This window comes from Flavobacterium sp. LS1R10, from assembly GCF_003968825.1.
Classification (GTDB): Bacteria; Bacteroidota; Bacteroidia; order Flavobacteriales; family Flavobacteriaceae; genus Flavobacterium.
Genome location: NZ_RYDH01000003.1, coordinates 275,890 through 288,269, shown reverse-complemented (window position 1 = coordinate 288,269; position 12,380 = coordinate 275,890). Strand labels below are relative to the sequence as shown.

At 38.1% G+C, this 12,380-nt stretch carries 12 protein-coding genes; 4 read left to right on the top strand and 8 right to left on the bottom strand.

What is annotated here, in order from left to right; translation table 11 throughout:
* Positions 1 to 30: 30 nt before the first annotated feature.
* The 6 genes from cobC to EKL96_RS08410 form a co-directional block, all read right to left on the bottom strand.
* On the bottom strand, positions 31 to 555 hold the full coding sequence (gene cobC, locus EKL96_RS08435; RefSeq protein WP_126460790.1) for an alpha-ribazole phosphatase: 525 nt from the start codon (positions 553 to 555) through the stop codon (positions 31 to 33).
* Positions 540 to 1,316, bottom strand: coding sequence for an adenosylcobinamide-GDP ribazoletransferase (locus EKL96_RS08430; protein ID WP_126460787.1), 777 nt, complete (start codon positions 1,314 to 1,316; stop codon positions 540 to 542). The genes cobC and EKL96_RS08430 overlap by 16 nt, the downstream gene beginning before the upstream one ends.
* 66 nt (positions 1,317 to 1,382) lie before the next feature.
* Positions 1,383 to 3,059, bottom strand: a complete 1,677-nt coding sequence (cobT, locus tag EKL96_RS08425; protein ID WP_126460784.1) for a nicotinate-nucleotide--dimethylbenzimidazole phosphoribosyltransferase — start codon at positions 3,057 to 3,059, stop codon at positions 1,383 to 1,385.
* A gap of 70 nt (positions 3,060 to 3,129) precedes the next feature.
* Positions 3,130 to 3,297 carry a hypothetical protein gene (locus tag EKL96_RS08420; protein ID WP_126460781.1) on the bottom strand — a complete coding sequence of 56 codons (168 nt, stop codon included), beginning with the start codon at positions 3,295 to 3,297 and terminating at the stop codon, positions 3,130 to 3,132.
* A 3-nt stretch (positions 3,298 to 3,300) separates the two neighbouring features.
* Entirely contained in the window at positions 3,301 to 3,810 is a 510-nt protein-coding gene (locus EKL96_RS08415; RefSeq protein WP_126455584.1) for a bifunctional adenosylcobinamide kinase/adenosylcobinamide-phosphate guanylyltransferase, read from the bottom strand.
* A 1-nt stretch (position 3,811) separates the two neighbouring features.
* On the bottom strand, positions 3,812 to 4,189 hold the full coding sequence (locus EKL96_RS08410; RefSeq protein WP_126455583.1) for a DUF5522 domain-containing protein: 378 nt from the start codon (positions 4,187 to 4,189) through the stop codon (positions 3,812 to 3,814).
* 94 nt (positions 4,190 to 4,283) lie between these two features.
* Between EKL96_RS08410 and EKL96_RS08405 the strand changes: the two genes are divergently transcribed.
* The 3 genes from EKL96_RS08405 (at position 4,284) to EKL96_RS08395 (ending at position 7,325) form a co-directional block, all read left to right on the top strand.
* Complete coding sequence (locus EKL96_RS08405; protein WP_126460778.1) at positions 4,284 to 5,426, top strand: ABC transporter substrate-binding protein; 1,143 nt, start codon at positions 4,284 to 4,286, stop codon at positions 5,424 to 5,426.
* A gap of 1 nt (position 5,427) precedes the next feature.
* A complete protein-coding gene (locus tag EKL96_RS08400; protein WP_126460775.1) occupies positions 5,428 to 6,459 on the top strand; it encodes an iron ABC transporter permease in 1,032 nt (343 codons plus the stop codon).
* Positions 6,460 to 6,539: 80 nt separating this feature from the next.
* Positions 6,540 to 7,325 carry an ABC transporter ATP-binding protein gene (locus tag EKL96_RS08395; RefSeq protein WP_126455577.1) on the top strand — a complete coding sequence of 262 codons (786 nt, stop codon included), beginning with the start codon at positions 6,540 to 6,542 and terminating at the stop codon, positions 7,323 to 7,325.
* On the opposite strand, the gene EKL96_RS08390 is transcribed toward EKL96_RS08395, so the two are convergent.
* Both EKL96_RS08390 and EKL96_RS08385 read right to left on the bottom strand, forming a co-directional pair.
* Positions 7,322 to 7,777 (bottom strand): tRNA (cytidine(34)-2'-O)-methyltransferase, encoded by a 456-nt coding sequence (locus EKL96_RS08390; RefSeq protein WP_126455575.1) that lies wholly within the window; start codon positions 7,775 to 7,777, stop codon positions 7,322 to 7,324. The genes EKL96_RS08395 and EKL96_RS08390 overlap by 4 nt on opposite strands.
* Before the next feature lie 23 nt (positions 7,778 to 7,800).
* On the bottom strand, positions 7,801 to 8,385 hold the full coding sequence (locus EKL96_RS08385; protein WP_126455573.1) for a pseudouridine synthase: 585 nt from the start codon (positions 8,383 to 8,385) through the stop codon (positions 7,801 to 7,803).
* 465 nt (positions 8,386 to 8,850) lie between these two features.
* Here EKL96_RS08385 and EKL96_RS08380 point away from each other — a divergent pair, with 465 nt between their 5' ends.
* Positions 8,851 to 12,264: a T9SS-dependent choice-of-anchor J family protein gene (locus EKL96_RS08380; protein ID WP_126460772.1), complete on the top strand. Its 3,414-nt coding sequence runs from the start codon at positions 8,851 to 8,853 to the stop codon at positions 12,262 to 12,264.
* The last annotated feature ends 116 nt before the right edge of the window (positions 12,265 to 12,380 follow it).

Below are 12,380 nucleotides of genomic sequence, written 5' to 3'. Positions count from 1 at the left end.
TTACGTTATTATCCTACACTATTCTCAATTTTATACTTCAATTTTAATCACCGCTCCAAAGTTCACTTTATTTTGAAACGCTTCTTGTAATGGCAACTTTGTAATTTTACACAAAATACTTCGAATCACTCCGGCATGGGTCACGATCACAATAGGTTTAATGGTCTTTTTAGGAAGTCCATTATCTAAAAAATCGCTAACTCTATCATGGAGGTCTGTAAAAGACTCCCCGTTTGGCACACGAACATGAACAAAATCATTCATCCAAGGAGTAAAATCGATAACCGGAACGCTATCCCAATTTTTTAATTCCCAATCACCAAAATTCATTTCCATTAACCGGGAGTCCATTTGTATTTTTGTTGATGATAGGAAGTTTGCCAACTCCACGCACCGATTTAACGGACTAGAGTACACGATACTTTCAGCAGGAATTTGTGCTTTTATGGCTTCAAATTGTTGTTCATAAGGTTCCAACAATGCCACATCAGCTTGTCCGTAGCAAATTCCTTTTTCACAAACGGTTTCGGTATGGCGTACTAAATAAACTTCCATAAAGCAATACAAGATAAGTAGAATATAATTTCACAAACTTGCTGTGTTGCACCAAGACAGTCCCCCGTATAGCCATCTAACCATTTTTGAAAATAACGAGCCAGAAAAAAGCGGGTGATAAAAACCGGCACTAACACCAACAGCATTTGCCAATGAAAAAAAGACAAAACAATAAGCGGTAACAACCCAAAAAAGAACGCCCCAATCACCTCACGCCAGGAATAACTTTGTGCAATGGGCTTGCTTTTACTCGAGGCATCTTCACGGGAATACTGATGCGTAAAAACAATAGAAATGGCTGCCAGACGACTCACGGAATGTGCTGCAACAAAAAGCAATAAATTCTGTAATGAAGAAGTAGTAAGTACCTCCGAAACAGCCTGAAACTTCAATAAAAACAGCAGTACCAAACCTATGGCACCATAAGCTCCAATGGCACTGTCTTTCATTATCACCAAGATTTTTTCTTTGGTCCAACCCCCACCAAAACCATCACAAACATCAGCAAAACCATCTTCATGAAAAGCACCGGTAGTAAGGATTCCAGCAATCATCGAGAGAACAATCGCTATTTCAGGGGTAAAAACACCAACCGATACATCATAGACTAAAAAACTAATAGTACCTACAATCCAACCAATTAAAGGAAAATAACGAGATGCCTTGTTTAAATAATCCGGGTTATGATCGATGTTTTTAGGACAGGGAATTCGGGTGTAAAACATCAATGCGGTAAAAAATATGTGTAGTTCTTTTTTCATGTGAATGCAATCTGGATTTTATGTCGTTTTTAGTGCTCTATTTATGAATTTGGACTGAAAAAATTATTATTTTGTACTCACACCGGCACTATCAAAACTGGCCATTTCATTCAAAAAAGCAACTGCCGATTGAATAATTGGAAAAGCCACCGCACAACCCGTTCCTTCGCCCAAGCGCAAGTCAAGTTGGAGCAGGGCTTTTACACCTAAATAATCCAATAATTTAGCATGCGCCTGTTCTGCAGAACAATGACAGAAAACAGCATTTTTTAGAATCAGTGGATTTTTTTTATAGGCAATCAAAAAAGCCACACTGCAAATAAATCCATCTACGAGAAGCAGCATTTTGTTTTGATACGCTGCAAGCATTCCAGAAACCATTTGCATAATTTCAAAGCCGCCAAAATGAGCTAACTGAGCCTCTAATGCTGAGGAGCCTTGATAATCATCTATAGCTTTTTTGAGTAAGCGGTGTTTTTGAAGTAGTCTTTCATCGCTAACTCCCGTTCCTTTTCCGATACAGTCTTCAATTGCAATTCCAGTAATTACACTCATCAAAACTGAAGCAGTTGATGTATTCCCAATACCCATTTCTCCAAAACCAATACAATTACTTCCCGTTTTGGCAATAGCAGTAACAATTTCATTTCCCTTGGTATAACAGTGCTGCAATTCGGTAAGACTCATTGCCGGACCCTGCAGAAACGACTGGGTTCCTTTGGCAATTTTGGCCGAAATCAAAGTACTCGTCATCGAAAAATCATAATTTACTCCTGCATCAACTATGGCTAATTTGATGGAATTTTGTTTACAAAACACATTTATTGCAGCTCCACCGTCCAGAAAATTAGCCACCATTTGTCTGGTAACATCTTGTGGATAAGCGCTAACACCGTGGGCAGCAATTCCGTGATCTGCAGCAAAAACAACAAGTGTAGGTTCTAAAATTTTTGGTTCCAATGTTTGAAAAACTTCGCCAATTTGTTTGGCTAAAACTTCCAAAACACCCAATGAACCTGTTGGCTTGGTCTTCTGATCGATTTTATACTGCAGTGCTTCAGATAAATGGATTGTATCTAGAATTGCAGTCTTAAATTCCGGCACCGAAATTTTATCTTTTTGATGCACTTTCGTAATTTCTTCGACAGATGGACTTTCTGATTTTTGTTTCCAATTCAATTGCTGTAACATGGGTTGGTTGTCGTAATCAGTAGCTGGTTTTCCCACACAGAAATACCCTAAAGGCTCCATGTTTTCTCCCAAACCCAATAATTCCTTGAACTGACTATAATTCAAAATAGAAACCCAGCCCATGGAATACCCTTGTTCGGTTAGGGAAAGCCAAATATTTTGCGCAGCACAAACCGCACTAAATTTGATGGCTTCATTACTTCCCACGGTGCCGATGGTAAAATTATTCAAAACCGAACGATCATAACAAATCACCAATCCAAGCGGTGCTTCCTCTATTGCCTCTAATTTTAAAGCTTGATACTGCGTTTTTTGTGCTGCCGTGTCAGTTTGATTCGCTGCTTTTTTATCAAAATCCAAAAATAAATTTTTTATGGCTTTTTTTATGACATCTGATTTAATGAGGTAATATTTTGTAGCATCCGTCAATCCAACAGAAGGAGCATAATGACCGGCCTGCAATGCTTTTTCAATAACAGATTCAGGGACTGGTTCCGAGGTAAAATGACGGGTATCTCGGCGCGATTTTATAATTTCATCTAAGTTTTTCATCTTGAAATACGATGTTTTTGAGTACTTTTAAAGTTTGGACAAACAGTGATTCAATAGCCACCTGCATTTTTTAGGCTTGCTGCTTCAAAACAGACAACGGCAATCCGTGTGAGCGGGAAACTTTCCCGTTTTCATTCATCATATTGAGTAATCCCTTTGGAATAAAACCGTTTTGACTAGCTTTCATCACAGCATAACAGCTGTCTTTTCCTCCGCTCCAAGAACTTACAAAATTCATCTTTTATTGTTTTATAGTAACCGGAATTCCAGAAATCATCAAAATCACCTTATCCGCATTTTTAGCTAAATATTGATTCATCCAACCTTGTAATTCGGTAAATTTTCTGCCAATTTGAGTTTCAGCATGTACGCCCATGCCAATCTCATTAGTGATAATAATAACGGTTGTATTTTCCTGATTGGCCACTTGTTCAAATTCGGCTTTGGCTTGTTCCAAACATAAAGCGACATCATTTTTAGTGTCTACAAAAAAATTAGTCAACCAAAGGGTCACACAATCAATCACGGCTACTTTACCGGAAAAATCGATCTCGCTCCACTGTTTTTCTTTTTCGATATTTATCCAGCGCTCGTCACGTTCTTGTTGGTGACGATCAATTCGCTTTTGAAAATCACCATCCCATTTTCTGGCGGTTGCCACATACATGGGTCTGGCCGAAAGTTCCATTGCCAGATCCTGTGCATACCTGCTTTTTCCGGAGCGTTCTCCACCTGTTATCAAATATATCATGCTACTTTTTTTTAAATCCATAGGGACAATGGCGGCAACCATTAGTACAACAATGTCCTCTTTTTAAATGAAACCAAGCCTTAAAAACGTAATTGCCTTGTGCAATATAATAATCGATCCCTTCGATTAGCTGATCCGTTTTAGGCAAAGTTGCTGCTTTATTTCCTTTAGCCGTTTCCGGGGTTATTGTGCCCACATACTCCTCAATTTTAATCGAACAAGCCGTAGCAAAACAGCTGGGACAAAGGCAATCCACACCATCTAAAGGAGAAAAAACAGGAGGAAAATCAGCACACCAACAGCTATTACCTTGAAAATCGTCCCCGCAGTTAAAAGGTTTTGTACAACTGGAGCAGTTTTTAATCTTTAGGCTATCCATTTGTCAAAGATAGTATTTGTTGAAATTTTTACTATAAAAATTAAACAATAAATTTTATAAATGGCCTACCTTTGCCTGTATTGAAAATGGAATCATGAAAATTTATCTTTATAAAATCCTTTTTGCGGTGGCACTTTTATCATTCGTCAGTTGCAAAAAAAACGAAAACCCTGCAACACTAAAAATAAGTAACGCTAACAACGAAATTGAATATGCAAGTGGTCTGGCTATTTACAAATATCAAGGGTACTCGCTGGTAAAAGTGAGTAATCCATGGCCAAATGCTGCTACAGACTTCACTTACATCTTAAAAGAAAAAGGAGCTGTTATTCCCGATACTTTACAAAAAAACCTCATAATTCAAGTGCCGTTAGAAACGATTGTGGTTACCTCAACAACCAATATTCCTTTCCTGGAAATGATTGGTGCCGAAAACAAATTAGTTGGTTTTCCGCATACTGATTACGTATCTTCTGAAAAAACCCGTCGTTTAATTGACAAGGGTTCCGTCAAAAATGTGGGGCAAAATGAAAAGCTAAACATGGAACAACTCATCGATATCGCTCCTGACCTGATTGTCACTTTTGGCATCGACAATAACAACCCGATGATTGAAAACTTACAAAAAAGCGGATTGAAAATCATGATTCAAGGCGACTGGATGGAACAATCTCCTCTTGGAAAAGCAGAATGGCTCAAACTTTATGGCGCTCTTTTTGGCAAAGAAAAAGAAGCTAAAATACTTTTTGACCAGATTACAAAAGACTACAAGGAAGCGGTACAATTAGTTGCAGACAAACAGCCTGAATCTACTGTATTGTATGGCTCAATGTATCAAGATCAATGGTTTGTTGCCAAGGGAAACAGCTGGGTGGCACAATTCATGAAAGATGCAAAAGCAACGTATCTCTGGGCAAATCTGGAAGGAACAGGAAGCCAAGCACTTTCTTTTGAACAGGTATTGTATAAAGCAAAAAATGCGACTCACTGGATTGCTTCCGGGTCATTTAAAAACCTGTCAGAATTAGAAAAAAGCAATCCCCATTACAGTCAGTTTAACGCTTTTTCTACCAAAAATATTTATACTTTCGAAAGCAAATTAGGAGCAACAGGAGGAACCATTTATTATGAAACAGGACCGAGCAGACCGGATTTGATTTTAAAAGACTACATCAAAATGTTCCACCCTGAATTGCTTCCAAATTACACTTTTACTTTTGCACAAAAACTGAACTAAGTTGGCCAATAAAAACCGAAATATCCTTTTATTTTCCGCTCTTGCTTTAGGGCTTCTTTTCTTGTTTTTTCTGAACATCAGTTTGGGTTCGATACGAATTCCTTTTCGGGAGGTGTACACGAGTTTAACCGGTGGTCAGTCCAGCAGATCAACTTGGGAATACATTATCATCAACTACCGCTTACCTAAGGCTATCACTGCAGTTTTAGTGGGAATGGGACTTTCGATCAGCGGATTATTAATGCAAACCCTTTTTAGAAACCCGCTGGCTGGTCCCTATGTTTTAGGGTTGAGTTCAGGAGCGAGTCTGGGAGTTGCCTTTGTAATTTTGGGTGCGGGATTATTACCTCCATTTCTAAGTGGTATTTTACTGTCGTCTTACGGAGTAGTCCTTGCCTCTACCCTTGGCAGTTCTATCGTTCTACTTGCCATTTTAGTAATTTCCAGACGCTTGCGGGACACGATGACCATACTGATTGTAGGCTTGATGTTTGGTAGTTTTACAAGTGCTGTGGTGGGCGTACTGACCTATTTTAGCTCGGCAGAACAATTGCAAAAATTCACTTTCTGGTCTATGGGATCTTTAGGGAACCTTTCTTGGTCCTCGATTTTGATTTTGACAGTGTGCGTAGTTATAGGATTATTATTAAGCCTATTCAGCGTAAAACCACTTAATGCCTTGCTTTTAGGAGAGAATTATGCCCAAAGTATGGGACTGAATTTCAAAAGAACACGATTGATTATCATTATTGCAACGAGTATTTTGGCGGGAAGCATTACTGCGTATGCTGGACCTATAGCTTTCATTGGTTTAGCCGTGCCACATATAGCAAAATTACTGTTTCAAACCAGCAACCATTCTATATTGTACTGGAGCACCCTCCTTTTAGGAGCAGCAATAATGCTCATTTGCGATGCAATTTCCCAAATGCCAGGTACGAATATCACATTGCCAATAAATGCCATCACTTCCTTACTAGGAGCGCCTATAGTTATCTGGCTGATTGTCCGAAAACGAAAAATGATGGGATAATATTAAAAATTGCGTGCCTATATTTATATTTGTTTTTAAAATCGATATAATCGACGTTTAAATTTTCCAAAAAAAGAAAAATGAGTACCACTAAGAACATCCTTTCAACAAACAATTTGAGCATTGGTTACAAAACTAAAAGTGCGGCTATTTGTATTGCCGAAAACCTCAACTTAAACTTAGATAAAGGAAAACTCATTACCTTAATAGGCGCTAACGGAATTGGAAAATCTACACTTTTACGAACCATAACCGGAATTCAGAAACCCCTTTCAGGAACTGCTTTGCTGAATAACAAAAATATTCAAGAGCTGGATACGTTAACCTTGGCACAAAATTTAAGCATCGTTTTAACTGAAAAATTACCGCCCAGTAATTTGACCGTTTGGGAACTCATCGCTTTAGGAAGGCAACCGTACACCAATTGGATTGGAAAATTAACCGACACTGATATTGCTAAAATTAACCAAGCAATTGCACTCACACAAATTGGTCATTTGGTCTCAAAAAAACATTACGAAATCAGTGACGGACAGTTACAAATCGTTCTGATCGCAAGGGCTTTAGCACAAGACACACCGTTAATCATTCTGGATGAACCCACAACTCATTTAGATTTATTACACAAAGTGGTGTTGTTTAAACTCCTAAAAAAACTTACAGCGGAAACTCAAAAATGCATTCTTTTTTCTACACATGATATTGATATGGCCATACAATTAAGTGATGAAATGATCATTATGACTCCGGAAACCGTCGTTCAGGACCAACCTTGTAATTTGATTATGAAAGGAACTTTCAATACGCTGTTCAAAGATGAGCATATTGTTTTTGATGCTGAAAAAGGAAAGTTTATTATTTCTTAAATCTGCAATCCTATTTGTCTTTTTGCTTCGCCAATGACAAAAGCCACGGAATTAGCAATATTGAAACTCCGGATCAGCGGTGCCATAGGAATTGTCAGATGATTGGGGAATTCGTTTAAAACAGCTTCACTCAACCCTTTGCTTTCTTTGCCAAAAACCAACCAGTCACCCTCTTGAAAATCATTTTCTAAATACGATTTTTTAGAATGGGAACTCATCAGAAAAACGCGGGACAAATCCGGAATCTGCACTTTCCATTCGGCTATATTTTGATATTCGGTAACGTCAAGATGCACCCAATAATCGAGTCCAGAACGCTTTAGATTTTTATCATTGATCACAAAACCAAAAGGATGAATTAGATGCAACCGGCTTTCGGTTCCTACGCACAATCGGCCAATATTTCCGGTATTATTTGGTATTTCGGGTTCTACTAAAACGATATTTAACATTGTAACTATTGTATTTTTTATTGTTATTTTTCATTTGAATGGACTGCAAAATCAGACACTTCCACAACTTCTCCCGCCTGTAAATCATGTAAAAAAACATTTCCTATCCGCACTCGAACCAATCGCAAGGTAGGAAACCCAACCGCTGCGGTCATTTTTCGTACTTGGCGAAACTTTCCTTCATTGACAGTAATTGAAGCCCAGGAAGTTGGACCATGGCGTTCGTCCCTTATTTTTTTCCCTCTGGCACCAAAAGCGGGAACTTCATTTATCAAAAAAGCAGTACACGGTTTAGTGATGTATTTAGTGCCATTAAAACCAATTTCGACTCCTTTTTGCAATTGCTGAATGGCATCCTGATTAATAATACCATCAACTTGTACATAATATTCCTTGTCGACTTTTTTGCTTCTAATGATTTCGCTCATCATTCCGTCCGTGGTCAGCAACAATAACCCTTCTGAATCTTCGTCAAGACGTCCTATTGCCATCGTTCCTTTGGGAAAATCGTACAATTCACCCAGCAGTTTCTTTTTCCTTTTGAGCTCATAAATAAACTGGCTCAGATAGCCGTATGGTTTGTGTATGATAAAGTGCGAATGAGACATGTTATACTTTCTGTTTTGGCACAAAGATAGCTTAGTTTTTAATGGGTTTAAAAAAGTAAAACCGAAAACATTTATTGGTGTAAACTAAATATTTTATTAACGAATAGAATTACTTTGGATAAATGATGAACTGTTACAGCAAGTTGCTATCTTAACTTTAAAAATACAGATTGCAGAAAAACAACTGCTTTAGGTTTGAAAAAGCCGACTGACAGATGAAGTATGCAGTAGTAGTTAAAATCCACCCAAAAATATAAATTCTGAAGTATAGCTTTTGAAATCGAAGGAAATATAAAACTGGATAAAATAAGAATTCATCGTATTGAAAAAAAGCGAACAATTGGGTTTTACTGAAGCTCTTTTCTTTTATAATAAATTCCTTTAAAAACAATCTGAAGTACGAATTTATAATATTCTGTTAACGTAAGAAATGTTATTTTTGACTCCTAATTCAATCGTAAACCTATGAAAAACAAGTACCATTTGTGCCATATCCTGGCTTTTTTAAGTTTTTTTTATTGCTTTACGGCCTCTATTTTTGCCCAAGGAACTGCGCCAGCTCCTCAAGATTTACTTTTTTTACAGGATTTTTCAACTTTAGATGCAGCCTCTGCTACATATCCCGCCGGATTTCAGGGCTGGACAGCCAGTACAGCACCGGGAAGTACATTTAATACCGCAGCTGCAGTTGTTGCAGACAAACCATTAGTGGCCAGTAGTACCGCTGCAACAACGAGCGGGAATTTCCATAATTACAATGGAAAAATTGGTTTTCTAAATACCGGTTCATTGGATTTAACTTTAGGATTTGCTTTCAAAACACTTGGTAAATCTAGAATTACCGTAGAATATGATGCCATGGTGATTCGTAATCCCTATAACGGAACTTCTAATACGCGGATCAACGAGTTCGTCCTGCAATACAGAGTGGGCACCGCTGATGCTTTTATTACTTTATCCCCAACGGTGTATTCGAGCGGTACAACAGGACAAACTTCAGGAACAATAGGGCAAAACATTCAAAAAATAAAAGTTGTACTGCCAATAGAATGCGACAATAAAGACGTAGTTCAGATCCGATGGATTTCAAGACAAGTTTCAGGCGGTGGTTCCCGTCCCTCATTTGCCATTGATGACATTAGTGTGATAAATGATGTTACAGCTCCTGTAAATGCCGTGGGATATCCAAAAATAAGCAGCATTCTTTCTGATGGATTTGATTTTTCGACTAAACTAGACGAGCCCGGAAAAACCTATTTTGTGCTATTGCCTTCAGGAAGTGCGACCCCAAGAGGTGCACAAATAAAAGCAGGAACAAATGCGACCAATGCACCCGCTTTACAATCCGGTATCCTGGAAATTAAGGACGCCGCGATTGAGTCTGTAAAAACCATAACGGGATTATCGTTAGGCACTGATTATGTTTTATATTCTATATCTGAAGATGCAACTGGTAATACTCAAACTGAAAGCAATCTATTAAACATAACAACTTCCAGCGTTCTTGTTCCCTCTTTGTCGACTACTAAAGCTGCATTAGATTTTAATTTTGTGGAGCAAAATTTCAGTTCAACGGCAATAAACTACCAGATTGAAGCGCTTAATCTTACTGGAGCAGTAACCCTGACAACATCCGGAAACTTTACCATTTCTAAAAATCAAAGTACTGGTTTTCAAACGGCATTGGTTTTTGCTTCCCAAGATTTCAATAACAATACAACACCTACAGTTTATGTACGATTTACACCTACTACAACTGGTCTTTTTTCAGGTCAAATCACTCATGAATCTACTGGCGCTTCTACAAAGACGGTGTCTTTATCAGGAACAGGAATAAATCCTTATTTTCAAAATTTTAATGATGTAAATGTACTTACAAACAGTGGTTGGACAGAATATAGTGTGGCAGGAGGCAAGAGTAAATGGGTGAGCACAACTACCCGTTTCAACAGTTCTCCTGCTGCTGTACAAATGAATGGATATTCAGAAACAGGTGCCAGTAAAGATTGGTTAATTTCTCCTAATTTACGTTTGGACACTTTTGATAAATTCCCATTATTGTCTTTTTATTCGCGTAAATTTTTCGCTGGAACACCGCTTAAATTAATGGTCTCAGTAGATTATGATGGCAAAAGCACCCCGGAAACAGCCACTTGGACGGTTCTTGAAGGCGATTTTCCAAGTACTACAGGAACTTTCAAACAATCGCAATATATCAATCTCGAGGCCTATAAAACCAATCATACTTATGTGGCCTGGGTATATGAGGCTGCAACTTCCGGCGGTACGGATAGCGCCGAATGGACTGTTGATGATGTGAAAATATCTAATGAAGCGTCATTTTTAGCTTCAAATCCTAATTTTAATTTTGGAGAAGTAGCACCAAATACCGCATCAACAAGCCAGTCGTTTGTTTTCATGGCTGGTGGTTATAGCGATATCACTGTTACAGCTCCTGCTGATTACCAGTTGTCTGTTGACAACAGTAATTTTCAATCCAGTGTAGCGGTTTCAGCTGCTGACGGAGTTGCTGGAAAAATAATTTATGCACGTTTTTTCCCTTCCTCTAAAGCATTGAGTATTTCAGGTCGTTTGACCGCTGTTGGAACCGGGTTAAATCAAGAAATTGGATCTTTATCAGGATCCTCGTTACCTAAAACAGAAACATTTGACATCGTAACGTACAACGTAGAATTTTTTGGAAGCAATGTAATCGGTGCAACAGGAACTGAATTTGGTCCAACTGATGATGCGCTACAAATTGAAAATGTGGCAAAAGTCATGAATACGTTGAATGCTGATGTTTATGCCGTACAAGAGGTTTCAGATGATGCGGCTTTAGAGACATTAATCCAAAAAATAAGCATCAACGGAAAAACTTTTGCCAAAGTGATTTCTCCTGCTTGGTCCTATTCTTTCAATGCGCCTACACCTGACTTCCCTGCTCAAAAATTAGTGGTTCTTTACAATACTCAAACAAGCTCAGTAAAAAAAAGTCGAGTACTGTTCAGCAAACTTTTTGATGATATTCGTGCAGGAAATGCAACTTTACCCAATTACCCGGGCGGAAATAGCGCTAGTTTTTATTCCTCTGGTCGCTTACCGCAAATGGTTGAAATTGAAACTAATATTGGCGGTATAAAAAAAGACATAAAAATCATTAACATTCATGCCAGAGCAAATAGTGGCAGCGATATCGCAAGATACAATATGAGGAAATATGACGCTGAATTGTTGAAAGACAGTTTAGATGTCAATTATCCAGAGGCCAATTTAATCCTCTTAGGAGATTATAACGATGATGTCGACGAATCTGTAATTGCAGGTAACCCATCCTCGTACCAAAAAATGGTTGAGGATACGGCCCGTTACAACCCTTTGACTTTAGAAATCAGCAAAGCGGGAGCTTTCAGCTACCTGTCTTCTGGAGGTTTCTTAGACCATATTATCATTTCAAATGAATTAATGGCAGAGTATGTACCAAATTCAACAACAGTTTACGACCCGAGACTGGATGTGGCTAATTATGTCAACACCACCTCTGATCATGGGCCGGTCATTGCGCGTTTCCAACTTAAAACGAATACCACCTTATCAACTAATGATTTGATTTCGACTACTAAATCAACAGTAGTTACGTATCCAAATCCTGCTTCAGAATCCTTTACTATCGTAATTAATTCCGGAAACACAAAAGACCTGAAGCTAACTATTTATGATATTCAAGGAAGATCGGTGGGAGTTCCAATTGAATTAAAAGGTTTTAACAGCGATAACACAACAAGAATTGATGTGGCTCATTTACCGGTAGGAATTTATATTTATACCCTTTCCAATGGTACTAAAGTAGTTTTCAAAGATAAATTAGTAAAAAAGTAAACGACTAATTTCAGTATTCAAAAAAGCCAGATTTCAAAAATGAAATCTGGCTTTTTTATCTAATATGTTTTTAAAACTCCGCCTGTTTGAGTCATCAAAATTAATAACTTTCTATA